21 protein-coding genes are annotated in these 26,898 nt (G+C 40.9%); 10 read left to right on the top strand and 11 right to left on the bottom strand.

Annotation, left to right across the window (positions count from 1 at the left end; all coding sequences use genetic code 11):
* Positions 1-18: 18 nt before the first annotated feature.
* Positions 19-1,209: a Pycsar system effector family protein gene (locus ACFQZJ_RS15550; protein ID WP_379935794.1), complete on the top strand. Its 1,191-nt coding sequence runs from the start codon at positions 19-21 to the stop codon at positions 1,207-1,209.
* 16 nt (positions 1,210-1,225) lie between these two features.
* Here ACFQZJ_RS15550 and ACFQZJ_RS15555 read toward each other — a convergent pair whose 3' ends face one another.
* On the bottom strand, positions 1,226-3,595 hold the full coding sequence (locus ACFQZJ_RS15555; RefSeq protein WP_379935795.1) for a GAF domain-containing protein: 2,370 nt from the start codon (positions 3,593-3,595) through the stop codon (positions 1,226-1,228).
* Between the two features lie 116 nt (positions 3,596-3,711).
* Between ACFQZJ_RS15555 and ACFQZJ_RS15560 the strand changes: the two genes are divergently transcribed.
* The 8 genes from ACFQZJ_RS15560 (at position 3,712) to ACFQZJ_RS15595 (ending at position 11,452) form a co-directional block, all read left to right on the top strand.
* Positions 3,712-4,626 (top strand): serine/threonine protein phosphatase, encoded by a 915-nt coding sequence (locus ACFQZJ_RS15560; protein ID WP_379935796.1) that lies wholly within the window; start codon positions 3,712-3,714, stop codon positions 4,624-4,626.
* Positions 4,627-4,975: 349 nt separating this feature from the next.
* On the top strand, positions 4,976-5,665 hold the full coding sequence (gene aqpZ, locus ACFQZJ_RS15565) for an aquaporin Z (protein ID WP_379935797.1): 690 nt from the start codon (positions 4,976-4,978) through the stop codon (positions 5,663-5,665).
* A gap of 105 nt (positions 5,666-5,770) precedes the next feature.
* Positions 5,771-7,087 carry a gluconate:H+ symporter gene (locus tag ACFQZJ_RS15570; RefSeq protein ID WP_379935798.1) on the top strand — a complete coding sequence of 439 codons (1,317 nt, stop codon included), beginning with the start codon at positions 5,771-5,773 and terminating at the stop codon, positions 7,085-7,087.
* Positions 7,088-7,362: 275 nt separating this feature from the next.
* On the top strand, positions 7,363-7,824 hold the full coding sequence (locus tag ACFQZJ_RS15575; RefSeq protein WP_379935799.1) for a RidA family protein: 462 nt from the start codon (positions 7,363-7,365) through the stop codon (positions 7,822-7,824).
* A gap of 6 nt (positions 7,825-7,830) precedes the next feature.
* Complete coding sequence (locus tag ACFQZJ_RS15580) at positions 7,831-8,943, top strand: D-TA family PLP-dependent enzyme (protein ID WP_379935800.1); 1,113 nt, start codon at positions 7,831-7,833, stop codon at positions 8,941-8,943.
* Between the two features lie 2 nt (positions 8,944-8,945).
* Complete coding sequence (locus ACFQZJ_RS15585; RefSeq protein ID WP_379935801.1) at positions 8,946-10,010, top strand: dipeptidase; 1,065 nt, start codon at positions 8,946-8,948, stop codon at positions 10,008-10,010.
* Positions 10,001-10,747 (top strand): GDSL-type esterase/lipase family protein, encoded by a 747-nt coding sequence (locus tag ACFQZJ_RS15590; RefSeq protein WP_379935802.1) that lies wholly within the window; start codon positions 10,001-10,003, stop codon positions 10,745-10,747. Before ACFQZJ_RS15585 ends, ACFQZJ_RS15590 begins: the two co-directional genes overlap by 10 nt.
* A 60-nt stretch (positions 10,748-10,807) precedes the next feature.
* Positions 10,808-11,452 (top strand): hypothetical protein, encoded by a 645-nt coding sequence (locus ACFQZJ_RS15595; RefSeq protein WP_379935803.1) that lies wholly within the window; start codon positions 10,808-10,810, stop codon positions 11,450-11,452.
* A 206-nt stretch (positions 11,453-11,658) separates the two neighbouring features.
* Here ACFQZJ_RS15595 and ACFQZJ_RS15600 read toward each other — a convergent pair whose 3' ends face one another.
* Both ACFQZJ_RS15600 and ACFQZJ_RS15605 read right to left on the bottom strand, forming a co-directional pair.
* Entirely contained in the window at positions 11,659-13,857 is a 2,199-nt protein-coding gene (locus ACFQZJ_RS15600; protein ID WP_379935804.1) for an acylase, read from the bottom strand.
* 136 nt (positions 13,858-13,993) lie between these two features.
* Positions 13,994-15,037 carry a TPM domain-containing protein gene (locus tag ACFQZJ_RS15605; protein WP_379935805.1) on the bottom strand — a complete coding sequence of 348 codons (1,044 nt, stop codon included), beginning with the start codon at positions 15,035-15,037 and terminating at the stop codon, positions 13,994-13,996.
* A 134-nt stretch (positions 15,038-15,171) separates the two neighbouring features.
* On the opposite strand from ACFQZJ_RS15605, the gene ACFQZJ_RS15610 reads away from it, so the two are divergent.
* Positions 15,172-16,908, top strand: a complete 1,737-nt coding sequence (locus tag ACFQZJ_RS15610; protein ID WP_379935806.1) for an ABC transporter ATP-binding protein — start codon at positions 15,172-15,174, stop codon at positions 16,906-16,908.
* A 75-nt stretch (positions 16,909-16,983) separates the two neighbouring features.
* On the opposite strand, the gene ACFQZJ_RS15615 is transcribed toward ACFQZJ_RS15610, so the two are convergent.
* The 8 genes from ACFQZJ_RS15615 to ACFQZJ_RS15650 all read right to left on the bottom strand — a co-directional run bounded on the left by ACFQZJ_RS15615 (position 16,984) and on the right by ACFQZJ_RS15650 (position 26,897).
* Positions 16,984-17,316, bottom strand: coding sequence for a 2Fe-2S iron-sulfur cluster-binding protein (locus ACFQZJ_RS15615; protein ID WP_379935807.1), 333 nt, complete (start codon positions 17,314-17,316; stop codon positions 16,984-16,986).
* Between the two features lie 63 nt (positions 17,317-17,379).
* Positions 17,380-18,441, bottom strand: a complete 1,062-nt coding sequence (locus tag ACFQZJ_RS15620; RefSeq protein ID WP_379935808.1) for an NAD(P)/FAD-dependent oxidoreductase — start codon at positions 18,439-18,441, stop codon at positions 17,380-17,382.
* Positions 18,442-18,517: 76 nt separating this feature from the next.
* Positions 18,518-18,757 (bottom strand): NifU family protein, encoded by a 240-nt coding sequence (locus ACFQZJ_RS15625; RefSeq protein ID WP_379936124.1) that lies wholly within the window; start codon positions 18,755-18,757, stop codon positions 18,518-18,520.
* Positions 18,758-18,768: 11 nt separating this feature from the next.
* Positions 18,769-19,911: an Mrp/NBP35 family ATP-binding protein gene (locus tag ACFQZJ_RS15630; protein ID WP_379935809.1), complete on the bottom strand. Its 1,143-nt coding sequence runs from the start codon at positions 19,909-19,911 to the stop codon at positions 18,769-18,771.
* A gap of 183 nt (positions 19,912-20,094) precedes the next feature.
* Positions 20,095-20,760, bottom strand: a complete 666-nt coding sequence (locus tag ACFQZJ_RS15635) for an ABC transporter ATP-binding protein (RefSeq protein ID WP_379935810.1) — start codon at positions 20,758-20,760, stop codon at positions 20,095-20,097.
* 113 nt (positions 20,761-20,873) lie between these two features.
* On the bottom strand, positions 20,874-21,596 hold the full coding sequence (locus ACFQZJ_RS15640; RefSeq protein WP_379935811.1) for a head GIN domain-containing protein: 723 nt from the start codon (positions 21,594-21,596) through the stop codon (positions 20,874-20,876).
* Between the two features lie 277 nt (positions 21,597-21,873).
* A complete protein-coding gene (locus ACFQZJ_RS15645) occupies positions 21,874-24,300 on the bottom strand; it encodes an ABC transporter permease (RefSeq protein ID WP_379935812.1) in 2,427 nt (808 codons plus the stop codon).
* A gap of 146 nt (positions 24,301-24,446) precedes the next feature.
* Entirely contained in the window at positions 24,447-26,897 is a 2,451-nt protein-coding gene (locus ACFQZJ_RS15650) for an ABC transporter permease (RefSeq protein ID WP_379935813.1), read from the bottom strand.
* Position 26,898: the final 1 nt, after the last annotated feature.

Here is a 26,898-nt window from a genome sequence, read left to right on the forward strand (position 1 = left end):
GGAATTTTATTATACAGTATGTCGGATATCTTAGAGAAAACTAAAAATTTTGTAGTAGAATTATTATCGAATAATTTAAGCCAAGATTATTTGTACCATAATTTACGGCATACCCAACGTGTGGTTAAAAGTACTAAAGAATTATTGAACTCCGAATCTCTAACCGATGAAGAAAAAGAAGTCTTAGAATTGGCAGCTTGGTTTCACGATACAGGATATACCAAAGGTAGCAAGGACCACGAAACGAGCAGTAAAAAGATTGCCGAAACCTTTCTAGCTCAAGAAAAATACGATGCTTCAAAGACACAAAAGGTTGGATCCTGCATTATGGCTACCGTAAGATATGCAGAACCGACCAATGTACTCGAAAAAATTATACGAGATGCAGACGCATCTCACTTTGCCCAGAAAAGTTACCTTGAAACCTGTGAGCTACTGCGAGAAGAACTTAGTCTTTTAGGGATTGCCTCGTATACACACAAGGAATGGCTAGAGGCCAATATCAAAATGTTTCGGACGGAACATCGTTTTTATACGGATTACGCCAAAGAAAACTGGGAACCCGGAAAAGAAAAGAATTTAAGGCGCTTGATAAAAGAAAAAAAATCGGAAAAGGACATAGCAAAAAAAGAAGCGTTAAAAGCTAAATACAAAAGCGAAAGCCCGGATAGAAGCATACAGACCCTTTTTCGGGTTACCATCAAAAATCATATTACCCTGAGTAATATTGCCGATACCAAGGCAAATATTTTATTGTCCGTAAATGCGATCATTATTTCCGTTGCCATTTCCAACCTTATACCAAAACTCGACAATCCTTCTAACGACTATCTTATCTATCCAACTTTTATATTTATCCTGTTCAGTGTGGTGTCCATGGTATTGGCGGTCTTGGCCACGAGGCCTAACGTAACCAGTGGATCATTTACGAAAGACGATGTTGCCAAAAAGAAGGTGAATCTATTGTTCTTTGGGAACTTCCATAAAATGAAATTACCCGATTTCGAATGGGCCTTAAACGAACTTATAAAAGACAAGGACTACATTTATTCTTCCTTGACCAAAGACCTGTACTTTTTAGGACTTGTGCTGGACAGAAAATACAAATTACTGCGTTGGACGTATACCATTTTTATGATCGGCATGGTAGTTTCGGTCTTGGCATTTGCCGTATCCTTAAAGTTTTTTGGGCCGGATAGGATGATCTAAGGACTTTTGAACCTCACTATTCCTTTAGCGTATTTATTAAATCTTGGTAGGTGTAGGTCTTTTTGGCAGATCTATCCGTCTTATACAAAATTTCCGCGCGTATGGCCTTTAGACCGGATACGCCCTGCAAGCCTTCCAGCTCCACAATCTCTACATTATCTGTAAAATAGCCTTTGTATTTTAGAAATTTTATATATCGTAGATATTCCAACTCATCCTTTTTTTGTGAGTAAACAATGGTCATTTTACCAGCTTGGGTGAGTCGTTCATCAGTACCCTTAACAAATGATTTGTCTATCCTCTTTTTTATAACCTCATAACGGGCATTATAGGTACCGTCTACATCAAATTGTTTTTCATCCATTCTAAACCGTATGGATAGCGACGTGTTATGCACTAATATTAGGGAAGCCGTATCCAATGGAACGGACAGTTGTGGTTTTAAGCCGTAATGCTCATTTTCCATATCGCACATCACCTGCAACTGCCAAAGTCTGAGGTTGTGCAAATACAACGGGGCAAAATCCTTTTTTCCGGAAATAGCATCACCGATGTACATATTATGTTCCACGCCATCGGTTTTGTACCGTTCAAAATAGTGTGGAAACATGGCCTGCGCTTCCTCCTGCTTACTATCGATCACCGTAGCCAATTTTTTATTGATCAACATTACGCTCTCATCATAGTTCCTTCTATGATCATAATAACTATCGGTTCCCATATCTATTTTAGACCTGTAGGAAAGAATAAGCTTGTCCAGCTCCGGGTCTGTTTTTTTTAAATGCGAAAAAATGGGTGTAATCTCATCTTTTACAAACTCAAAAATCGCCTGCTCACTATTGGTGTACAACATTTCTTTTATACTTTCCAAGTGATTGTTCACGCGAAACATTAATTCCTCATAAATAGGAAGTCTGTTTTTGGCATATACCTGTTTTAAGACATCATAGATCATGGATAGTTGGATCATCAGATCTCTTTGTATGGCATTATTTCGTGCCTTGGAAGAATCTTTTATATCTATTTGACCGTACAGGGGGAAAACGTTGTTAAACACAATTTCCTTAAAGGAAGGTTGCTTGCCCTCCAATTGGTCCTTAATAAACGATTTGGCTTCTTCTTGAAACTTCCAATACACGGAAGAATGTACCGAAGTGCACTCATTCTGTATAACGGCATCTATCAGATTTTCTTCCTCTGTTTTGCTTCGTACAACCGCGGCAACGATATAGGGCATAACATCGTCCAGCTTTTTTGCATTTACCCCGTTCAGTACATTTTTAGTCGTAGAAACTACCTCTAGGACTCCCAGAAGTTCTCCATTAAAGGCAATTGGGGCAAAAATAGCACTCTTATACCCTTGTTTCTTTAAACTTTTATAGGGGTCTATCAGGTTGAATTCCTCTCCATATTTTGTTACATCGGAAATGGTAAAATACGTATGTTCCTTTATCAGTTTTGCGTAGGACTTTTGACATAAGGCCTTGCCACAACTTTTCACTTCTGACCCATTAAGTATAATACTACCAATATCTTTACCGTAAACAGGCTGAAATTGATCATCCTTAGGGTCGTAATTAACGAAGCCAATTTTGATATCGGGTACTCTAAAAAAGGAACTAAAGGTATCCTGCAATTCTGAAACAAAATTGGTGCTTCCTCTTTTATCACTGGAAATCAATTTAGACTTCATCTCGGAAATCGTATGTTCGGAGGTAACGTCGAACATATTGGAGATGACAAAACCTTTGGTGATAAAACTATCCGGTGGTATTTTGTCCATCCATAAGGCTACATCATTGGGGTGATCAAGCAGCTCGTCTACATCGTTTTGGCTTATCTCCTTTACTTTGTCCGTAGGTATGATTTCCAGAAAATCGGCATTGTACAAGATTCGATAATGTTTCATTACCCCGCTCGCATCTGGAATGTCGTAAAAAAACGGCCTACGGAAATCGAGTTGATACCCATAGTGAAAATTAAGGATTACGATACAGGCTAGAATATAATCGATACCTATTTCTTGGTTTCTGATTACAGGAACAAAGTCCGGCCCGGCATCGTTGATTATTTCTTGGAACCTATTGGTGGTATTAAACAATATATTGTAATATGGTAAAGCAGCCGCCTTAATTTCATTATCACTTAACAAGGGTGAAAAAACATCCTGTAAAATAAGACTTATGACCTCCCTATGGGTATCCAAGAGACTAACATCTTCAAAACCATCTCTAAGTTCCGGGAATGGTTCCTGTGCTTCGAGTATTTCTTTGGCTCGTTTGGCCAATAGTTTATCGTCCCCAGTTTTAAGCGCATCGTACTTTTTTAATAGTTTGTCAAAACTAATAATCGGTTTTAATGGCATTATTTTCTCATTCCCTTCCATCTTGGCCTTTTCTGTCGCTAATTTGACTATAAAATTACAAAACTATGAACAGCTATTTGTTAAAAGTTCTAAAGCCATATTAGACACTTTTTCGGATATTTATAAAAAATCAGAAAATGTCGTCCGCCAAAAGACTTTCAAAAGCATACAAGAACGCAAAACGTATTACTTTCGATGATAATTCAAAATTTATACTCTTCAGCGATTGCCACCGGGGCGACAATAGTTTTGCCGATGAGTTCGCCAACAATAGAAACATCTATTTTCATGCGTTGAACCATTACTACAAAGAAGGTTTCCACTACTGCGAACTTGGAGATGGGGACGAGCTATGGGAAAACCATAGTTTTGAGTCGATTTTTCAAGCCCATAAAAATGTATTTAAATTACTTCGTGAATTTCATCTAGAAAAAAGGCTGCACATGATATGGGGCAACCATGATATGGTATACAAAGACAAATCTTATGTAGACAAACACCTTAGCAGCTATTTTGAACCAATAGACAATACGGACAAAAAACTTTTTGAAGGCATTACCTATAGCGAGGCTATTGTTTTGGAACACCATAAAACGGGACAAGAACTACTATTGACCCATGGACACCAAGCGGACTGGTGGAACTATACCTTTTGGCGCTGGGGCCGCTTTCTGGTGCGTGTATTATGGAAACCATTACAGGTCTGGGGAATTGCGGACCCCACAAGTCCCGCAAAAAATTACACCGAACTTATAAAGATAGAACGCCGAATAAAGAAATGGATCGTACAGAACAATTTTTTAATTACTATAGTGGGGCATACGCATAGACCGCGTTTTCCAGAACCTGGAGCTATTCCCTTTTTTAATGACGGTAGCTGTGTACATCCAAGAAGCATTACGGGAATTGAAATAGAAAATGGACAAATCTCTTTGATCAAATGGCAAATAGATACTACTACGGACGGAACCCTAAAAGTAGTTCGGGTTCTTTTGGAAGGACCACAATTGATTTCCGACTACAGCGAAAAAAAATGTTTAGTAAAAACGTGACTCAATTTTATATTCAAGAAACCACAAAAGTTTTGGACACCTTTAATGCATTACAAGACAGGTAAAGGCATTTTCTGCTAACTATTGAGATAAGGCCAGCTTAAATTTTAGGCTACCCTTTGTATTCGTTAAAAATCAAACACAACACTTCAAAATTTAAACCCTTCTAAAAGTTCTTTTGTTTTTTTAAAGGAAACCCTACTCCTGCATCAATACTATTATTATTTCTAAATAGTCAGAAAATGAGTGACTTATCAAATCAAAGTGTTTCTAATTTTATAATCATCCTTTTTCCTTTTTAGGATATGCTAGGGTGAAATTCTATTTAATTAACCTAAACTATTTACAGATGAAAAAATTAATAGCAGAATTTATTGGCACATTCTGGCTCGTACTGGGCGGATGTGGAAGCGCGGTACTAGCCGCCGGATTTCCCGGACTGGGAATTGGTTTTGTTGGGGTATCGCTTGCCTTTGGTTTAACCGTTATTACGATGGCTTATGCCATAGGTCACATTTCTGGTTGTCACTTGAATCCCGCGGTATCTATAGGACTTTGGATGGGTGGCCGTTTTGAGGGAAAAGACGTTTTTCCCTATATTGTTGCCCAAGTATTAGGTGCAATTGCCGGCGGTCTTATTCTATATTTAATCGCCAGCGGAAAGCCAGGTTTTGAACTAGGCGGCTTTGCGTCTAACGGTTACGGCGAAAACTCCCCAGGAGGATATGGCATAATCTCAGCACTGGTAATCGAAGTAGCGATGACCTTCATTTTTTTGTTCGTTATCCTAGGGGCAACACATTCAAAAGCACCTAAAGGCTTTGCCGGTTTGGCAATTGGCCTCTGTTTAACACTAATTCACCTTATAAGCATCCCTGTAACCAACACATCTGTAAACCCAGCGCGTAGCACAAGCCAAGCACTAATTGCCGGTGGCTGGGCTATAGACCAACTCTGGTTGTTCTGGGTAGCACCTATTGTTGGTGCTATCTTGGCAGGCATAGTATACAAAATACTATCTCCGGAAGTAACGGATTAAGCTGTTATATTACATTAGTATTTCCTACGCATCCTGTGTTCAAAACATAGGATGCGTAATTTTTTATGGTATCTTAGAAGTCAAAATAATCAACCTTAGCTTTATATGCCACTGCTTATCGTTATCTCCGGGATACTTTTATTGTTTCTCCTTATCGCAAAATTTAAACTAAATCCATTTATCACCTTTATCATTGTTTCCTTGTTCGTGGGTATTGCAGAGGGTATGGAACCGGTAGCGGTGGTAGATTCCATTCAAAAAGGTATTGGAAATATTCTTGGTTTCTTGGTCATTATACTTGGTCTTGGCGCCATGTTGGGAAAATTGGTGGCCGATAGTGGCGCGGCCCAACGCATCACCACCAAACTGGTGGCAAAATTTGGCAAAAAGAACATTCAATGGGCGGTAGTACTTACGGGGTTCATTGTGGGCATCCCTATGTTCTACTCCGTAGGTTTCGTTATTTTGGTTCCTTTGGTTTTTACCATTGCCGCGGCTACCGGCCTGCCATTGTTGTATGTAGGATTGCCCATGCTGGCCTCACTCTCGGTTACCCATGGCTATCTACCTCCACATCCGGCACCAACGGCAATTGCTGAAATTTTTCAGGCAGATATCGGCAAAACCTTATTTTATGGGATATTGGTTGCCATTCCGGCGATTATCGTAGGCGGCCCTTTACTTTCTAGGACCATGAAAAACATTAAAGCTACTCCGTTAAAGGAATTTATTAACCCTACTATTTTAAAGGAAGAGGAAATGCCGGGAACGGGCATTAGTATTTTTACGGCATTATTACCCGTAATCCTCATAGGGATAGCGGCTATAGGAAGTTTGTTATTACCCGAAGGTTCAACCATAGGGCAGGTACTTTCATTTATAGGAAATCCGGTTATCGCCATGTTGATTTCCGTATTGGTCGCCATATATACCTTAGGACTGGCAAGAGGAAAAAAAATGGTCGAGGTGATGGATTCCGTTGGCACAGCCATTACTGGAATCACCATGGTGTTACTCATTATTGCGGGAGCCGGTGCCTTAAAACAGGTGTTGATAGATAGCGGAGTGAGCGAATACATTGGGGAAATGTTAAAAGGCTCCTCCATTTCCCCACTGATTTTGGCTTGGCTCATCGCTACGGTCATACGGGTATGCGTAGGTTCTGCCACCGTAGCAGGACTCACAGCTGCAGGCATCGTACTGCCTTTGGCCACCGGCGCTAACGTAAGTCCCGAGCTTATGGTATTGGCGATAGGATCGGGAAGTTTAATGCTATCACATGTTAATGACAGTGGTTTTTGGCTGTTCAAAGAATATTTTAATTTATCCGTAAAGGACACCCTTAAAACCTGGACCGTGATGGAAACAACCGTTGGTGTGATGGGATTGGTAGGTGTACTTGTTTTGGATGTGTTTATATAAAAGTCCCCGGCCCTAACTTAAGGAAAGGAGTTTCTTTGTTGCATTATTTAACTTGAATAATTGCAAATTGATACTATAAATACCATGCGTACAGATGAATCGATGGGAAAATTGCCCCCCTCCTTGGGAGAAGCTAGGGGAGGTCTTTCAGAATTGCGAAAAGTACCATCCCCGACCCTAAACTGAGAAGAGAAGTTAGTTTATCGATTTATTTAACTTTGAACCTGAAACATTGAACTTTGAACCTGAAACCTTGAACCTAAAAACCCTAAACTATGAACCCATCAGAAAACATAAAAAAACTTGGACTTATCCTCCCTCCTGCACCACCGCCGGCAGGCCTATACAAACCCGTACTTGTGGTAGATAATTTCCTTTATGTTTCCGGACAAGGATGCCTTCGTACGGACGGCACCCTTATTGTAGGACGCGTTGGAGATACCTTGACCTTAGAGGAAGGGAAAGCAGCTGCACGCCAAACTGCACTTACCATGTTATCAACTATTACCTCACACTTCGGAGAGCTGAACCGTATCAAACGTCTCGTTAAAACCTTGGGAATGGTAAACTGTACACCGGATTTTGGTGACCACCCGTTGGTAATTAATGGGTACAGCGAACTTATGGCAGATGTTTTTGGCCCGGAACATGGCGTTGGTGTTCGCAGTGCGGTAGGTATGATGCTACCGGGTGGCATAGCGGTGGAAATCGAGGCGATGTTCGAACTACATAAATAAAAGAGCATGAAACAAGACCCATGGTATAAAGTAACGAATACCGATACCGTAATCTCCCCCTCATTAATGGTATATCCGGAACGTATACAGTACAACATAGATACGATGCTGCGCATGGCCGGTGGTCCTGAGAACCTAAGACCACACATAAAAACACATAAAAATGCGGAGATTATTGCTATGCAGCTCAAAAACGGGATAACCAAGTTCAAGTGCGCTACCATAGCAGAAGCAGAGCTTTTGGCAGATTGCGGTGCCCCGGATGTCCTCTTGGCCATGCAACCCGTTGGCGCCGATCAAGAGCGCTTTATGACGTTGACAAAAGCCTATCCTACGATAACATTTGCCACCCTAGCAGACAACCTAACAACCGCAGAAGAGTTAGAAGCACTGGCAGCACGGCACAATCTAAAAATACCCCTATATATTGATCTGAACGTGGGTATGCACCGCACCGGTATTGCACCGGGCAGAGAAGCCTTGGAACTTTATGCGGCTATTACGGAACATACCAACTTGGAAATTATGGGCCTGCACGCTTACGACGGACACTTAAGAAATCCGGACGTAGCAATCAGAAAAGTCGACTGTGATAAAGCTTTCCAAACCGTGCTCGACCTTAAAAACGAAATTCTAGAGGCCGGACTCCCAGAACCTATTCTTATTGCAGGGGGCTCTCCCACCTTTCCGTTTCATTGCAAAAGGGAGAAGGTCATTGCCAGTCCGGGTACCACCTTACTTTGGGATGCCGGCTATGGCGCACTGTTCCCCGAAATGGATTTTCTTCCTGCAGCGGTCTTGTTTACCAGAATTATCAGCAAGCCAAAAGCAGGAATCTTGTGCTTTGATCTAGGTCATAAATCCATTGCTCCGGAAATGGCTTTTCCAAGGGTTGAATTTCTTACCTTGGAACACGGGAAACAAATAAGCCAATCGGAGGAGCATTTGGTGGTAGAGCATGACAACCTTAAAATACAGAACGTAGGCGACGAACACTACGCTATTCCCAAACACATCTGCCCAACTGTGGCGAAATACGATAGGTTGCTGGTGGTGGAAAATGGCGAAATAACACAAGAATGGACCGTGGTTGCCCGCAACCAAAAACTCACGATTTAAGCATGTTTATTTTTGATGCACATTTAGACCTGTCCATGAACGCCATGGAGTGGAACAGAGACCTTAGATGGTCCGTAGAGGCCATACGAAAAAGCGAAACAGGAATGACCGACAAACCTGATCGCGGTAACAACACCGTTTCTTTTGATGCCATGCGAAAAGGAAATATAGGGCTGTGCGTCGCCACACAAATAGCACGCTACGTGCATAAGGACAATTCCTTGCCCGGTTGGCATTCCCCGCATCAAGCTTGGGCACAGACACAAGGACAATTGGCGTGGTACCGTGCAATGGAAGCCGAAGGACATCTTAGACAGATCACCAATGCCCAAGAGCTTACAACCCACTTAACCGCTTGGAAAAATGACAAGAAAAATACGCCCATAGGCTATATTCTAAGTTTGGAAGGGGCAGATTCTATGGTGGACCTGGACTATCTAGAAAAATCTTATGAACAAGGGTTACGTGCCATAGGCCCGGCACATTATGGTCCCGGCACTTATGCCTTTGGCACGAATTCCGTAGGGGGCATAGGAACAAAAGGCAAGGAACTGCTAAAGGAAATAGAAAGGCTTCAACTCATCTTGGATGCCACTCATCTCTGCGACCAGAGTTTTTGGGAAACGATGAGCGTTTATACTGGTCCCGTTTGGGCCAGTCATAATAATTGCCGGACTTTTGTAGACCATAACCGTCAATTTACAGATGAACAATTAAGGGAGCTTATCGCCAGAAAAGCGGTCATAGGCCTGGTCTTCGATGCCACGATGATCATACCTAATTGGCAACGGGGTGTTTCGCATCCTTCCAATACGGAGGTTACCTTAGCACATGCAATTCAAAATATTGATCATATTTGTCAATTATCAGGAAATTCTTTGCATGTAGGAATCGGTAGCGATCTGGACGGTGGTTTTGGGAACGAACAAGGTCCGTCCGATATGGATACCATAGCCGATCTGCAAAAAATTCCCCAACTACTCGCAGCAAAAGGGTATACCCCTAAAGATATTGAAAATATCATGCACAAAAATTTCATTCGTTTTTTAACCGATACATGGGCATAAAAAGAAGAACTTTCATACAGACTTCGGCCATGGCCGCGATGGGCACCTTGCTTTGGAACTGCAACGATGCCGATAAAATTCTTTTGAAAAAAGGGCAAACCATTGCATGCTTGGGCGACAGTATTACCGCAACCCCAAATGGCTATGTGCAAATGTTACAGGATTATGTAGATACCAACCATCCCGATCTGGAACTTACATTTTTAAACTGGGGCAAAAGCAGCGAAACCATTACCGGACTTACAGAAAAAGAGCATCCTGGACCACGACCCTATCTTTTTGAGCGGCTGGATGGTCTCTTAAAAAGCACCCAGGTAGATATCCTCTTTTTCTGTTATGGTATTAATTGCGGTATCTACGGAAAACCTTCACAAACACTCTTTGATAGTTACACCATTGGTATCTATACGTTTTTGGAGAAGATAAAGCAGAAAGGTATTAAAACCATATTGTTAACGCCACCACCTGTGGTTTTGGAAGCAGTAAACGATGACAGCGTAGCGGTAACGACCGATTTTGGATATCAGCATCCATATCCCAAATACCAAGAAGAAGTACTTCAGGAATTTCGTGAGATCGTACTAGCTATTTCACATGAGACCGTACTAGGGAAAATAGACATTCAAGCGCCCTTATTGCGCCATAAAAACAAGTGCTATTTAGATGACCCTATTCACCCGAACAAGAACGGACACCAGCTGATCACGAACACCATCGTAGAAAATTTAACAATTTAACAAGCCCTTAAGTCCCTGTGGCAGGGTATTTGTTATCTTTATTTGAATTTTACAGGGCTGATGAACAATTACACTTTTTTATTCTTATGCTTCTTGTTATGTGGTATCTCTGCCATAGCGCAGACCGATCTACCTACTCAAAAACCGTTGAAAATTGGTGTTGTTAAGAAAGAAGATCCTAAAGGCGATACCAAAAAAAGTCCTTTACTAAATATGCCTTCCCTGATAAAAGAGCCCGTATCCCTAGATTTGGACAAGCCCAATCCTGTTAAAATGTTACCGGACGAGGAATTGGTACAAGCAGGTGCCGGTTTAAAAATAGACCCAAGAATAGGCCCTGGTGAACGTTTGGGCGGATCAGGACAGTATTTTCCGGACCAATATTTAGGTGATGTGCGTAGTGAAGGAGATTTTATAGGTATCGTTTGTAGGGATCACGAATACGTAGACGGTGATCGGGTAAAAATTTGGGTAAACGATAAAGTGGTAGAAAACAACCTTCTTTTAACGGCAGGTTTCCGAGGAATAAATGTTGACCTGCAATCCGGTTTCAACAAAATTGAATTCGAAGCGTTGAACCACGGTTCGTCTGCTCCAAATACGGCTCAAGTGGATGTTTATGACGATAAAGGAAATCTACTATATTCCAATAAATGGCTGCTATCTTCCGGCTCAAAGGCTTCGCTGATCGTTACGAAAGATTAGTAATCAGGACTTGCCCTTTTTAGTAGTATAATTTCATTTTTCACCTCGGTCTTTTTAATTGCTACCTATTCAAATTAAGATTATTATGAATGCGTATATTCACATCCAAATTCATAAAAGTTTTGCGTTAAAAATTTTAAAAAAATAAATAATCCTCATCGTGCAATGTTCTGGTAGTATGAATCCAGCAAAACCCGTAATCTGTCTTAACGCTGCCCTGGCACGTAGGTCTCCTTGGCCCTTTTAAGCACATCTTCCTTATAATACGCGGCCTCCTTCCAATCTACATCTAGATATTTTTGGGTCTGGTCATCAAAATGAGGCGAATTTGGATTTCCGCTTTGTCCGCCAGCCAGAATGGTTTTGGCTTTTACCTTTTCTCCAAATTCAACGGCCGCAACAAAACTATTTCCTCGTGTACCGTAAAGTTTTTTAGCACCCTCATTGGTATATCTGGCACCATAAGCAGCTAAGGCACCCCAAGTACCGGATGCAAAACTTACAGGAACACTTGGTTTGCTATCATCGAATTGCTGACGGATGTCCCCGTTCAAACGTTGGTATCGGTTCACTTCTCCCCAAGGGATGTTCCATGTACCAAAATCATTTTCCAAAACTTCAACTGCTTCTAAGAACAACTGTAATTTACCAACATAGTCACCTCCTGTACTCGACCAATATTCTAAAAGCTCCATAGAAGACATTCCTATTGGTCTTGAAATTCTTTCATAAACCAAACTTCCATAATAATGACCTAATGTCATCGCCACGGATTCTTTTGAAGTTCTAAAATCCCATTTTCTAAGAACTTCGATTGGTTCTCTCAACTTATCATTTCGAGTAACATTTTTATCAAATGCTTCTAACAAATCAGGAACTAATACCTCAAAAGCAGGTAAATAGGGGTCATGAGCCAAATCGATTAAACCATCCAAAGTGATTTCTTTTGCATCTTTCAATAACGCGATGGCATGCACACCTCTAAAATTCTCCTCATCTTTGGACATATAATAGGGATAATCCTCCTTTTTAGGACTAAATTCCAAAGCAGCCGTATAGGGTGTTGAATTACAATTTTGAATCCATCCGTTTTCTGGGTTTAAAACAAGAATATTCTCATCTACGGTATGTAAGCCTTGCCAATCGGTTTTTGGATTCCAGCCTTCTACAGGTTGGGAATAATCGAAAGAGACGTCGCGTTTAGGCACAAAGTTTCCATGAAAATAAGCGATATTTCCTTCTGCATCGGCGTACACGGTATTGTTACTGCTATTGGTACGGATATCCATCATCTCACGAAATCCCTTATAACCCTCCTTTTTGGTGCGGACAAAAGATTGCTCCAAAGCTTTTACGGGTTCCCACATCATGGCAGAGGCGGTCCACTTGCCATCTTCTATATGGGTAATTGGCCCGTGATGTGTTCTGTAGGCGGGGAATATTTTTTCTTTGACGCCTTCCTCGCTTTTATACTTCAAAGTGATTTCAGAAACGGCAACAGGTCTTAATTCTTCTCCGTATTGATAGAAGATGTTCCCATCCAAACTACTTATAATTTCCTTGAACTCATCCATAACATCCGTATACGTTGATGTATGCATCCAACCCGTTTTCTCGTTAAAACCTTGGTAGACAAAAAACTGTCCCCAAGTTACCGCTCCATAAGCATTCAGACCTTCTTCGGAAACCACATGCACCTCGCCCCGAAAGTAAAAAGAGGTGTGGGGATTGATCAACAACATCGCATTCCCGGATTGGGTCAAATCGCCAGAAATGGCAATCCCATTGGAACCTTGTGGCTCTGCTAGCTCCTCTTCTTTTTCAATAGCTATCAATTCGGACTCCGGAATTTCCATGTTGCCTTCATAAAAGGCTTTAATCTTACTGGTTCTGATCCGTTCTATATCGCCTCCAATACTTCCCTCGCTAAAGTACATGGGCATCCAAGGTTCAAAACGGGTGAGTAATTTTGGCGTGACTTCCGGATGTGTTTCCAGATAATAATTGATACCATCCGCAAAGGCATCGCACAATTGTTTGAGCCAAGCCGGACTTTTCTCATAATTGGCCTTCGCCTCATCCTCCGTCATAAAAAGCTTTGCCCGTAAGTCGCTGTACAGCGCATCTTCACCTTCCACTTCCGCCAAGCGTCCCGTAGCCCAAATATAATTTTGTTCTACCCGATTAAAATCGTCCTCACACTGCGCATACAGAAGGCCAAATACCGCATCGGCATCGGTTTTTCCGTAAATGTGGGGCACGCCAAAGTCATCTCTAATAATGGTTACGCGTTCTGCTTTTTCCGCTAGTGACAATGTAGTATAATCGACTGGAACCGTAACTTTTGGTTCTGCTTTGCAGGAAATAATAAGAAGGGCTAAAAGGAGATAAACAATACGAATCATAGGTGTTATTTTACCCCATGAAGATACAATAAACTGCTTAGCAGCAAAGCCCAGAAGGTGATAAAATTATGCGATACAAATTAACTTACCCAAGAATGATATATGTTAAGGAGCTAAAGGTTCTCAAGTATTTTGACTACCAGCTTCCACTGGAACCACCGCCACCGGAACTGCCTCCACCACCGGAAAAACTACTGGAACTTCCACTACTTGAACCGCTAGAACCGAAAGAATGGGAACCTGAAGATGAGAAGGTTTTTCTAAAATAACTTTTATCGTTCTTTAGTAAAGAAAGCTTAAAGGTATCCTTTCCAAAATACTTTATTTTAATGAAAGCTATTAAGAGTGCTATCCCAAAAAGAGGAACTAGAAACCATAAAAGTAATAACGGCCTATCAAACGTCTCTTCATAAGGCAAATAAACTGCTTCGAAAACAGTTAGACCAGCTATGACAGGACCTAGGATAAAAAGTAACCCAAACAATGAAGACAGGGCCATACCTAATATCATGAAAATGGCAGGCAATACACCTATTTTCCCAATCAATAGCCCCCTAAAAGTTTCGATTAAACTTTTATAGGACTTATAGAAGTAAAATCCGCCAACTCCCAAAAAAACCGATAGAAATAAGGATAAAACCACATAACCGATCCATTGATTTTTAGTTTCAATACTTTCTATTTCCTCTCTAAACTCCGCTAAGGCCTCGGGGTTATTCAAAAAATCAATCAATTGATCCGTGGCTGTAGAAATACCCTTATAATAATTCTCTTCCTTAAACTTGGGAATCATGGTGTTTCTAATAATTCTAGAAGCGACCGCATCGGTAATATAGGGCTCTAGACCATAACCAACTTCGATCCTAACCTGCCTGTCCTGCTCCGAAAAGAGTATTAGCAAGCCATTGTCCTTACCTTCTTGTCCCAATCTGTTTTGGTTAAAAAGCCCGTTGGCGTAACTTTCAATGGTTTCGAAACCCAATTGCTCAATGGTCACCACCACCAACTGATTGCTAGTTTCCGTTTCAAAAGTCGTTAATTTTTCTTTAAGTTGAGCAGTTTCGCTAGTGGTAAAAATACGGGCACTGTCCGTTACGATTTCTCCAAGCTGCATGTACTGCAACTGCGCATGGACCAGCCCTGAAAGCAACATAATAAAGACCATTAGGAAGTTCTTCATCGTGGTATTCAAAAACTGGGATTTAAAATTGTTCCGCACTGTTCAGAATTTGGATTACAGGTATATACATTTTAGTAACGACAAGTATTCTCTTTAATTTCAACTAACTTGCAACTTCTTTTGAAACAAGGAACATGGTAGAGAAAAAAGTAAGTATTTTAAGTGCGTTCAAAACGATTATTTGGCCTAGAAGAAATCTGGTTTTTATTGGATTAGTGCTCATTGTAATCAGTAAGGCCGCAAGCTTTGTGGCACCCTTATCACTGGAATATTTTCTGGATGATATTATCCCGAACAAAGATCTTGACCTTTTAAAACTTTTGGTTGGTGCGGTTATTTTGGCCATCACCGTACAAGCTATCACCTCATTTTTACTGACTAAGATTTTAAGCGTACAAGCGCAGTTTTTAATTTCCGAATTACGCGCCCAAGTGCAAAAAAAGGTACTTTCCCTTCCCATTAGTTTCTTTGACAATGCAAAATCAGGCGCCTTGGTCTCTAGAATTATGAGCGATGTAGAAGGCGTTAGAAACCTTATCGGAACCGGCTTGGTTCAACTTGTAGGGGGTTCTATTACGGCTGTTGTATCGCTAGTGCTTTTATTGCGGATCAGTTGGTCCATGACGCTCTTTACGCTGATACCCTTAGCCATTTTTGCCGTTGTCGCCCTAAAAGCATTTAAATTTATACGGCCTATTTTTAGAAACAGAGGTAAAATCAACGCCGAAGTAACAGGCAGGTTAACAGAAACTTTAGGTGGCGTACGCGTCATCAAAGGATTTAACGCCGAGGCTCAAGAAAACAAGGTTTTTGAGCTTGGGGTAGCCAAACTTTTTGAAAACGTTAAAAAAAGTTTGACCGCTACCGCGTTTATGACCAGCTCTTCCACGTTTTTATTGGGTATAGCTACCACAGGGGTTATGGGTCTTGGGGGGTACCAAATAATGAGCGGTAGTTTAACCACGGGCGAATTCTTCACCTTTACTTTTTTGTTAGGTTTGATGATCGCGCCTATTGTTCAAATGAGCAATATTGGAAGTCAGTTAACAGAAGCCCTTGCCGGACTAGACCGAACCGAAGAGCTCATGAACAAAACACCCGAGTCGGATGAAGAAAACAGAACTATAGTTTTGGACGACATTAAAGGAAATATCGTGTTTGACGATGTATCCTTTGCTTATGAAGAAGACAAAGAGGTGTTACATAACATCAGTTTTGAAGCAAAATCCGGAGATGTTATTGCCTTAGTAGGCAGTTCGGGTTCTGGAAAATCTACCATTGCAGGTTTAGCGGCCACTTTTTTAAATCCGCAATCCGGAATGATATCCATTGACGGAAAAGACGTGTCCAAAGTGAACCTGAACAGTTTTCGAAAAAACCTTGGTGTGGTTTTACAAGATGAGTTTCTATTTGAAGGAAGTATTCGTGCCAACATCCTATTCCCAAGACCTAATGCATCCGAGGAAGAACTGCAAGCAGCAGTGAAAGCCGCCTATGTAAATGAGTTTACGGACCGTTTTGATGATGGATTGGATACGTTGATCGGGGAGCGTGGGGTTAAACTTTCGGGCGGACAACGACAACGTATTGCTATTGCACGAGCAGTGCTTGCGAATCCTAAAATTTTAATTTTAGACGAGGCCACTTCAAACCTAGATACGGAGAGCGAGGCCTTAATTCAAAAAAGTCTGGCTACTTTGACCAAAGGCAGAACCACTTTTGTTATTGCCCACAGGTTGAGTACCATTCGTAAAGCAAACCAAATATTGGTTATTGAAAACGGACGTATTGCCGAACAAGGTACTCATGATGAGTTAATTACAAAGGAAGGCAGGTATTATAATTTGTTTACGTACCAGGCGAGGATTTAAGGGAAATGCCGTTAGGCCCAAAACGTGGAGGATATCCTTTTAAGGCACATCCGGTAAAGTCAAAAAACACTTTCCCTACAGTTCCTCTGGCGCCAATTCCACCGCCAACCCATCCATCTCCTCGGAGATATGCAGCTGGCACCCTAACCGAGAATTATCCTTTACATTAAAGGCCTCGGATAGCATTGCCTCCTCGTCATCCGATTTTTCCGGAAGCTCGTGCCCGGATTGCACATAGCATTGGCAAGAAGCACACATGGCCATACCACCGCAGATACCTATGGTACCTTCAGGAGCTAATTCGTAAGCCCTTACAAGTTCCATTATATTCATGTTCATATCTGTAGGGGCATCCACTTCGTGCGATACTCCGTCCCTATCGGTAATTTTTATTTTGATGTCGGTCATTACTTTACACTTGCACCTTTTAGCATTGTAGCCCTTCGACTGCGCTCAGGATGACATTTTACTTTAATTAATTACTTTTACAACTGCCTTAGGAGCTTCCTTTTTACTTCCATCAAAACCGGTAACACCACCCACGGTAGTGTATTTCATTACATATTTTTTATCCGGAAAAATACGTTGGTAGGCGCTTTGGCACATTAAGGTAGCTTCATGGAAACCGCAAAGAATCAACTTTAATTTTCCAGGGTAGGTATTTACGTCTCCAATGGCATAGATTCCAGGTATATTAGTCTGGTAATCCAAGGCATTATCCACTTTAATGGCATTTTTTTCTATTTCGAGTCCCCAATCGGCAATAGGGCCTAATTTTGGGGACAGACCGAATAAGGGAATAAAAAAATCAGTTTCCAACATCACATCTTCCGCTGCGTTTGCTGTTTTGCGTATAATGACCGATTCCAATTTTTTTTCGCCTTGCAGTCCTACAATTTCGCCAGGCGTAACTAAGTTAATCTTACCGATATCTTTCAAATGTTGCACTTTCTCAACGGAATCCAAAGCGCCCCTGAATTCGTTGCGTCTATGTACCAAGGTTACCTCGGAGGCGACATCGGCCAAGAAAATACTCCAGTCCAGAGCAGAATCGCCACCACCGGCAATGACCACCTTTTTGTTGCGATATACTTCAGGATCCTTGATCATGTACGCTACACCGTTATCCTCGTACTTTTCCAAATTTTCCAACTGAGGTTTTCGCGGTTCAAAACTACCCAATCCGCCCGCAATGGCAACTATAGGTGCTTGATGTTTCGTGCCTTTGGATGTGGTCACTATAAAAGTACCATCCTCTAATTTTTCAATTGTTTCGGCTCGTTCGCCCAAAGTAAAACCAGGCTGAAAGGGTTTTATCTGCTCCATTAGGTTATCCACCAAATCGCCGGCGAGTACTTCGGGGAAACCTGGAATATCATATATCGGCTTTTTGGGATAAAGCTCGGAGCATTGCCCACCGGCTTGTGGCAGGGCATCTATCAAATGACATTTTAACTTTAAAAGTCCAGCTTCAAAAACGGCAAAAAGACCCGTAGGTCCCGCACCAATTATTAGTATATCGGTTTGAATCATCTAAAATTTCTTTTGAAAACACTGCAAATATAGTATAGGCAACACCTAGCATTGTATGATATTTGTCAGGTTTGTATTAGGCAACATTAACAACCTCTTCTATTTGAGGCGCATATTTTTTAATGGTCATTTCTACACCGCTTTTAAGGGTCATCTGGTTTACGGTACAACCAATACAGTTGCCTTCCAAACGCACCTTTACGGAATTTTCGTTATCTATGGATATGAGGGTGATATCACCACCATCACTTTGTAAAAAAGGACGTATTTCCGCAAGGGCCTTCTCCACGTTGTTCTTAAGCTCATCTGAAGTCATTGTAACCATAATTACTTCTTTTTAACGGCGGAACAGCCCGCCATAGTTGTTATTTTAATTGCCTCTGTAGGTGGGATATTCGTATTTCTGTTCACAGTTTCCTGAACCACGTTCTTCGTAATGTTTTCAAAAGCCAACTGAACCGGGGTACCTTCTTGCAGTGCTGCCGGCCGGCCTACATCCCCCGCTTCACGTATGCTCTGCACCAAGGGAATCTCTCCTAAGAATGGTACTTTTAAGTCCTCCGATAGGTTTTTAGCACCTTCTTTACCAAAAATATAATACTTATTTTCCGGAAGTTCCTCAGGTGTAAAATAGGCCATGTTCTCAACAATGCCCAATACGGGAACATTTATAGAATCTTGTTGGAACATCGCCACCCCTTTTCTAGCGTCGGCCAAGGCAACCTCTTGCGGTGTACTGACCACTACGGCACCGGTCACCGGCATAGCCTGCATAATGCTCAGATGTATATCCCCGGTTCCGGGAGGCAGATCCAACAGCATAAAATCTATTTCTCCCCAATGCGCATCAAATATCATTTGATTCAATGCTTTCGAAGCCATAGGACCCCTCCAAATTACCGCTTGGTCCCTTTGTGTGAAAAATCCAATTGAAAGTAATTTTACACCGTAGCTTTCTACAGGTTTCATCCTAGATTTACCGTTTACGTTTACCGCCAAAGGTTTTTCTTGTGCCACATCGAACATAATAGGCATAGAGGGCCCGTAAATATCCGCATCCAAAAGACCTACTTTAAAGCCCATTTTCGCTAAACTAACCGCCAAGTTTGCCGTTACCGTAGATTTGCCCACACCCCCTTTACCGGATGCTACCGCAATAATATTCTGTATTCCTGGAATGGGCTTCCCTTTTATTTCGTTCGTCTTGGGTTTGGCCGCCGGGGCATCGACCTTTATATTGATTTTGATCTTAGCCTTTTCGTAAACCTCTCTATGGATGATCTTTAAAATCTCGACCTCGGTTTTTTTCCGGGCTTGCAGACTAGGGTTCGCAATCGTAATATCTAACTCTATCTCATCGCCAAAAATCTGTATGTTCTTTACGGCGCCACTTTCTACCATATTTTGGCCTTCCCCTGGAACGGTGATTAGTTCCAACGCCTTTAAAATATCCTTTTTATCTAACTTCATTATATATACTGATTCTAAACAACAAAGATAGCTTATACGGCTGAGATTAAGAAGGTATGGTATTGAAAAACAAGATAGGTTTATAGGGTTTGGTTATTTGAATGCATGCGTACCGACAATGTTCATGTATTGATGATTTGTCCTAATTTTATAAGAATTAGGACAAATCATCATATTTAAATATTACACCTTCCTCCCGTCCAACAAGTTGATGATACGAGAGCCGTAAGCCGCATTTTTTTCGGAGTGTGTTACTTGGATAATGGTGACACCATCTTCTTGGTTAAGTTTTTTAAAGAGTTCCATAATTTCCTCGCTCTGTTGGGAATTCAAATTTCCTGTCGGCTCATCGGCCAATATCAATTTTGGATTTGCGATTAAGGCCCTAGCAACCCCAACAAGTTGTTGTTGCCCACCACTTAACTGCGCCGGGAAGAGATCTTTTTTTCCTACGATGTTGAATCTATCCAACATATCGGCCACCATAGCCTTACGTTCGGAACCTTTATATTTTTTGTACAACAAGGGCATTTCCAAATTCTCTTGCACTGTTAACTCGTCCAATAAATGATAGGATTGAAATACAAACCCAATATACTCCTTGTACAAGCTGGCCCGATGTTTTTCCTTTAAGGCATGAACGGATTCATCTAAAAAATGATATTCGCCCTCATCAAAAGTATCCAGCATACCAATGACGTTCAATAAGGTGGATTTCCCGGAACCCGAAGGTCCCATGACCGAAATAAATTCCCCTTCTTCCACCTGCAGGTTGATGTCCTTTAATAAAAAAATACGTTGGCCCCCCGAGTTGACCCATTTAAAAATATTGTTTAATTGTAGTAGCATTGTTGTTTTTTTTATCGTTTCCTTTTAAAAGAAAGGAGTTAACATTAGATTTTATATTAGTTGTGCTCTGTATATTCTATTTATTCGGAATCCATCTTTTACACATACAGAGTTCATTCTTTCGTTATCTTACTGGAACCAGAAGATTTGTTATGTATTTTGTTCGGATTACCACGGTACATAATATTACTGGATCCGGAAGACCTTGATTCCATGCTTTTATTGGCTGTTATACGCATATTGGACGAACCGGAAGACCTAATATCGACCCTATTGGCTATAAGTTCAAAAGCGTTTAGGTTTGAGGAGCCGGAAGCTGTAATGTCCAAGCTTTCAGCGGTGCCGGTCAGGGCAATATTACTTGATCCGGAGGAAATAACCGTAACAGCATTTGCTTCAACGCTCAGTTCCGCATTTCTAGATCCCGATGTATGCACTTTAAAATCGTCGGATTTCAGAGCCGCCGAAGACCTTAATGTGCCAGAACCGGACAGTCGAACGGCATCTATTTCTTCAACAGGAACGCTTATAAACACCTTTTTACCTAAGGAAGGCCTCAATTGTGTATTATTTCTAGATTTTATGGTCAAGGTGCCGCCGTTGACCTCGGTCTCAATATATTCCAGAATATTATCCTCGCCGGTCATGGTGATCTTGCCCTCTGCCCCATCAATCAGTTCTACCTCGTAAAAACCACCTATGGCAATACCGTCATAGTCACCCGTTTGTCTTTCGATCGTGACCACATTGCCATTCCCTTTTATTTTTTTACCGCGTTGGGCGTTTACTGCCGTAAAGACGGCGAGGCATAAGAGTACTACTATTTGTTTTTTCATGACTGCTATTTTTCGATTGTTCTTTCTTTAGCTGCTCCCTTTACAAAAGGGAGGTGTCAGCTCGCTGACAGAGGCCAGCCCGACAAGTTGTTCTGGCGGGGATTATGCATTGGACCCCTCTTTTATTCTTGTTTCAAATTGATGTTATTTCTCATATAATTCCGCCGACCCAACTACTTATTTTGGAAGGGCTTGCGCCGTTATCCCTCCGTCTTTTTTATTATCCTTTCAACACCTAGCATAGCATTCCCCCTTTGGGGGCTAGGGGGCTTGGGCTTTATTCATCCCGCAAGGAATCCACAGGATTCGCAACCGCCGCTTGAAAACTCTGCCAGCTTACCGTTAACAGCGCAATTAAAAGTGCCGACACCCCTGCTAGCACAAAAACCCACCAGCTAATAGTTGTTTTATAGGCAAAACCTTCTAGCCATTTATTCATGGCATACCATGAAATAGGAACGGCAAAAACAAATGCCAAGGCCACCCATTTCACAAAATCTTTGTTTAAGAGTGTAAGTACTTGTGGTATGCTTGCCCCGTTGACTTTGCGAATACCGATTTCTTTTTTTCGTTGCACTACCGTGTAAGATGTAAGACCGAAAAGCCCCATTGAAGCAATAAGAATAGCTAAAACCGTAAAAATCTGAAAGGCAGATCCAAAAGCTTTATCCTCTTTATACTGCGCCTCGAACTTTTGGTCTAAAAAAGTGTAGTTAAAGGTGCTTTGTGGAAAAATCCGAATCCAATCCGATTTTATTTGTGCAATAGAAGATTCAAAACCTGATACCGAAGCAGCTGCCGGATCTAACTTTACTAATAGGTTGTTTACATCCTTCTGGTACCGAATAATCATAGGTAAAAGCGGACTTTTTAATCCAAAATGGTAATAATCCTTAATTACACCCATAACCTTCCATTCGTTATTTCCCCAAAACTCTAGATTTTTATTTATAATATCTTCTGGAGATGAAAATCCCATGTTTTTTAGAAAAGTTTCATTTACGACCACTTGACTACCTTCCCGATCTGATGAAGGCAGAAAGGTGCTACCGGCCAAAAATTCAATATCCACCAAATCAAAATAATCGGGTTGAACGTGGTATGTATAGAATATTTTGTCATTCTCTTGTTTGCCATTAGGCAACGTTAATCCCCTAGTAGAGGATAGGTTATCAAAACTATCGCCAGGATAACTTTGAGCAATGGCAACACTTTCAACAAAAGGGAGTTTTTCAAGTTCCGATTCCAATACTTTAAAATCATTGATCAACAAAGAATCCGCCTTCGCGGTTACCACTTCGCCTTTCAATGCAATCACCTGATTCAAATTGGTGCCTATAGGCTGACTTTCCAAAAAATTGATTTGCTTGGTGACCACAATGGTGCCAATCAATAAAACAATTGTTGCTAAAAACTGCGTCACCAGCAGCCCTTTCCGAATGGCCAAGCCCTGTGAGGAAGTCTGTATTTTCCCTTTCAAGGCTTTTGCAGGAGAATAACTACTGAGTAGAATCGCAGGATACAAACCAGCCACGATCATTCCCAATAATATAAAAAGCAAATAAGGTAAAAAGGTACTAAAATTTGATAGGCCTAAACTTAGTTCTTTGCCAGTAATATTATTATACAAAGGCAATAGTATTGCCACTAAAATCAATGAAATTGTAATAGCAATTATATTTAGCAGAATGGACTCGATAAGCGATTGAATGACCAATTGTGATTTTTGTGCCCCTGAAACCTTGCGTATCCCCGCTTCTTTTGCACGCTCCATAGATTTGGTCGCAGAAAGATTGACATAGTTTAGCCACGAGAGAATAAGAATAATAAATGCAATGGCAGTTAGGAACTTAATTCTGGTTACACTACCATTTGCAGAAACCTCATAAGGTTTGTCCGAGTACAAATGAATATCTTCAATAGGTTCAATATTGTGTTGTTCCTCCGTATCTTCCTCTATGTCGCTATCGATTATTTTTTGGCGTAAAAGAGCTGCATTGGCATTTGGGTCTAGTTTTAGAAACGTATAGTAATTATTCGCGTTCCAGTTGAGTTCATGCGCCCGAGGCCCCCATTCTGTCCATGTTTTTTCTGTCTCATAAGAAATTAAGAACGAATTTCTGTAGTGGGCCGTTTTTGGCATATCGGCCATTACGCCAGTAACCGTAAGAGTAGCTTTTTCACCATCTCTAAAGGCAGAAATTGTTTTTTGCATCGGATCTTCCGAGCCGAAAAGTTTTTGAGCAAAAGATTCTGAAAGGACAATGGAATAAGGTTGGGATAGGACATCCTTCTTTTCCCCTTTCAGTAACGGATACTTAAAAATATTGAAGTAGCTTGGATCTGCCAAAGAGCCTAAGGGTTGCTCTAGTATTCTATCACCCAATTGAAAAGTCATCTTTTCAAAGTAGAACAAGCGAACATAGTCCAACACTTCCGGGAATTCCTTCTGTAGGGAGGGTCCCGTCAAATTATAGGTTTGTGCATCTCCTGCTACAAACGTATCGCCCTCCAAATAATCCATATAGGCCCTGTACACATACTCCGAACCTTCAAATTTATCATAGCTCCGCTCGTAATTCACATAGAGCATAATCAGCACAAACGAAGCAATACCAATCGCCAGACCAAATATATTGATGAAAGAATAGAGTTTATTCTTTAATAAATACCGTGTTGCGATTTTTAGGAATAGTTTGAACATGTTTTTTTATTTTCTTTAGCCTACCCTCTACTAAAACCTATTATTGTGCCACATTTCATTGTTTTGATTACTAGTATATTATGAAAATTAAAATCAAAAAAGTGTCAAAAAAATGGACAGTCTTTGTATAATATGTTTACAAGATGTTATTCCGTACGTAGACTCTTTATGGGGTTAACCCTATCCACTACGATTGTTCTTAAGCTGATAATTGTCAAAGCAATTAGGAGCATAACCAATCCGCTTATAATAAACACCCACCAACTCATACTTGTTTTATAAGAGAAATCTTGAAGCCATTTGTGCATTCCCCACCATGCAATGGGTGCTGCAATTACAAAAGCTATACCGACCACCACTAAAAATTCTTTACAAAGTAGCAGGTTCAATTGTGCCAAGGATGCACCTAGAACCTTTCTAATACCAAGTTCTTTAACTCTTCTTTGGGTGGTATAGATTACTAGTCCTAAAAGCCCCAAACAGCTGATGAGTATGGCAAGACCGGTAGCCCATTGTAACAAGGTGGATACTTTACGTTCTTGGGTATAGAATCGTTCTATCGTATCTTCCATGAACCGGTATTCAAAATCGGAAGAAGGATAGATGTTTTTCCAGATAGTTTCAATTTGGGCAATGGTTTCGGGCCATTGGGCACTATGCTCGGCAGGGAGTTTAAAGTGTACAGTATTAAACTGGGAGCGTTGACTTCTGAACGCGTCCCCCGTAAATGCCATGGGTTCAATACCTGTTTTGAGAGAACGCTGATTAAAATCTTTCATTACCCCGACGATAGGGTGCTTCTCCTTATCTGCTTTTATACTTTGGCCAATAAGCGCTTCGGGATTTGTAATTCCCAATTGCTTCAGATAGGTTTCATTGACCACAAACTCCCTTATGGTATCGTTAAGAGGCAGTCTTCCTGCTAAAAGCTGAAGATTATACATTGAAAAATAATCCTTATCCCCATAAATTAATTGCAAATCGGTATTCACTTCTTTAGCTCCATCTTGAAACAACACACCTATAGAATGTGTGCTAAAAGACGCTGGAGGTTGCCCACCCAATGTTACTTCCGAAATTAATGGCAATTGTTCTATTTCTTTGATAATGCGCACCTTTTTTTCCATGGAAGGTTGACTCCAAGGCGTTCTGAAAAATGCAAGCGCCTCTGTTTGGAAACCCATGTCTTTTTTCATTACATAATTCAATTGTTTTCCAACCAATAGGGTGGCAATAATAAATACTTGGGCAATGGTAAACTGAAAAACAGTGAGATATTTTCGTAGTCCAGCTCTTTGATCACTTTTTATTCCCTCAATTTTTAAAACGGATATCGGTTTGTAGCCTGAAAGGATTAGAGCAGGATAAAACCCAGAAAACAAAGTAACTACTAGAAGTAACAATGCAATTCCAATAATAGGAAGTGGATCGGCATACAGTTCTAGTGTAACACCCGCTGGAATGAACTCACTGAAAATTTGAAGCAACCAATGTGAAAGACCTATCGATAAAATACCCGCACCCACTGTGAGCAAGAAGGTCTCACCCAAAAATTGAAAAATCAATTGTTTTTTAGAAGAACCTAAGGTCTTACGTATGCCTATTTCCTTTGCTCGCTGGGAAGCCTGTGCCGTATTTAGGTTTATAAAATTGATGCACCCCAATAACAACAAAAACAAAGCAACAAGCGCTAAATTTCGCAAAACGGATAAACTAGCGCGCGATTCGTTAAAGTCAAACGTGTAGTAATTTGGATCAAAATGCAAGTCCGCCATTGGCTGCATATAAAAAGAATTGGAACGGCCAATAGCAACCATTTCCTTTTCTTCATGCTCTTTGGAAAGGGCATCAAGTACTTTTTGAATTTGACCGGTATCGCTTTTCGCCGCAAGTTTTATGAACAGTTGTGAAGCAGAATTGGTATTGTGCCAATGCGCATCTGTAACAGCACTGGTCATATCTTGTAAATCTGCCGTTTTCAAAGAAATGAACTCTTCGAAAACCAAATCTGAACGCCGTTTAAAATTGGCTACAACCCCAGTGACTACTGCAGAAATAGTGTCATTATACATCAAAGTTTCCCCTAAAACCTCATCAAACTTTTGATCGGGAAAATAGGTTGCAACCTTAGCTTCTGAAAGAACTACCGTATTAGGTTCATTAAGGGCATTTTTTTGAGAACCTGCGAGCCATTGATAATTGAAGGTTTTAAAATAGTCGTCATTAGCATATATCACAAAATCAGGACGTTTAAAAAGCAAACCCAATTTTTGGTTCTCAACCTTTAAGGGATAAGCGGTTAAAAAAGGTGCTACCGTTTCCAACTCGGACATGTTTAAATCTGTCAATGCTTCACCCAATCGCACGGTTACCCCAGAATTGTAAAAATCACCCTCTGGATTGTTAAACTGTGTAGTGACCCTAAAAATCCGACTACTTTCGTTATGAAATTTATCAAAGGTCATATCATAATAAATAATGGCCCCGATGACAAAAGCAGCACTTAAACCTATGGATAAGCCCACAATATTTATAGTAGAAAAAACCTTATTCTTCCAAATACTTCTGACAGCTGTTTTGATGTAATTTTTGAACATG

It is taken from the genome of Maribacter chungangensis, from assembly GCF_042676845.1.
Taxonomy (GTDB): Bacteria; Bacteroidota; Bacteroidia; order Flavobacteriales; family Flavobacteriaceae; genus Maribacter; species Maribacter chungangensis.

Bases quoted from the DNA above. Each gene is read 5' to 3' on its own strand.
- ACFQZJ_RS15550 (WP_379935794.1), top strand. From the start codon at position 19: ATGTCGGATATCTTAGAGAAAACTAAAAATTTTGTAGTAGAATTATTA.
- ACFQZJ_RS15555 (WP_379935795.1), bottom strand. From the start codon at position 3,595: ATGGAAGGGAATGAGAAAATAATGCCATTAAAACCGATTATTAGTTTT.
- ACFQZJ_RS15560 (WP_379935796.1), top strand. From the start codon at position 3,712: ATGTCGTCCGCCAAAAGACTTTCAAAAGCATACAAGAACGCAAAACGT.
- aqpZ (WP_379935797.1), top strand. From the start codon at position 4,976: ATGAAAAAATTAATAGCAGAATTTATTGGCACATTCTGGCTCGTACTG.
- ACFQZJ_RS15570 (WP_379935798.1), top strand. From the start codon at position 5,771: ATGCCACTGCTTATCGTTATCTCCGGGATACTTTTATTGTTTCTCCTT.
- ACFQZJ_RS15575 (WP_379935799.1), top strand. From the start codon at position 7,363: ATGAACCCATCAGAAAACATAAAAAAACTTGGACTTATCCTCCCTCCT.
- ACFQZJ_RS15580 (WP_379935800.1), top strand. From the start codon at position 7,831: ATGAAACAAGACCCATGGTATAAAGTAACGAATACCGATACCGTAATC.
- ACFQZJ_RS15585 (WP_379935801.1), top strand. From the start codon at position 8,946: ATGTTTATTTTTGATGCACATTTAGACCTGTCCATGAACGCCATGGAG.
- ACFQZJ_RS15590 (WP_379935802.1), top strand. From the start codon at position 10,001: ATGGGCATAAAAAGAAGAACTTTCATACAGACTTCGGCCATGGCCGCG.
- ACFQZJ_RS15595 (WP_379935803.1), top strand. From the start codon at position 10,808: ATGAACAATTACACTTTTTTATTCTTATGCTTCTTGTTATGTGGTATC.
- ACFQZJ_RS15600 (WP_379935804.1), bottom strand. From the start codon at position 13,857: ATGATTCGTATTGTTTATCTCCTTTTAGCCCTTCTTATTATTTCCTGC.
- ACFQZJ_RS15605 (WP_379935805.1), bottom strand. From the start codon at position 15,037: ATGAAGAACTTCCTAATGGTCTTTATTATGTTGCTTTCAGGGCTGGTC.
- ACFQZJ_RS15610 (WP_379935806.1), top strand. From the start codon at position 15,172: ATGGTAGAGAAAAAAGTAAGTATTTTAAGTGCGTTCAAAACGATTATT.
- ACFQZJ_RS15615 (WP_379935807.1), bottom strand. From the start codon at position 17,316: ATGACCGACATCAAAATAAAAATTACCGATAGGGACGGAGTATCGCAC.
- ACFQZJ_RS15620 (WP_379935808.1), bottom strand. From the start codon at position 18,441: ATGATTCAAACCGATATACTAATAATTGGTGCGGGACCTACGGGTCTT.
- ACFQZJ_RS15625 (WP_379936124.1), bottom strand. From the start codon at position 18,757: ATGACTTCAGATGAGCTTAAGAACAACGTGGAGAAGGCCCTTGCGGAA.
- ACFQZJ_RS15630 (WP_379935809.1), bottom strand. From the start codon at position 19,911: ATGAAGTTAGATAAAAAGGATATTTTAAAGGCGTTGGAACTAATCACC.
- ACFQZJ_RS15635 (WP_379935810.1), bottom strand. From the start codon at position 20,760: ATGCTACTACAATTAAACAATATTTTTAAATGGGTCAACTCGGGGGGC.
- ACFQZJ_RS15640 (WP_379935811.1), bottom strand. From the start codon at position 21,596: ATGAAAAAACAAATAGTAGTACTCTTATGCCTCGCCGTCTTTACGGCA.
- ACFQZJ_RS15645 (WP_379935812.1), bottom strand. From the start codon at position 24,300: ATGTTCAAACTATTCCTAAAAATCGCAACACGGTATTTATTAAAGAAT.
- ACFQZJ_RS15650 (WP_379935813.1), bottom strand. From the start codon at position 26,897: ATGTTCAAAAATTACATCAAAACAGCTGTCAGAAGTATTTGGAAGAAT.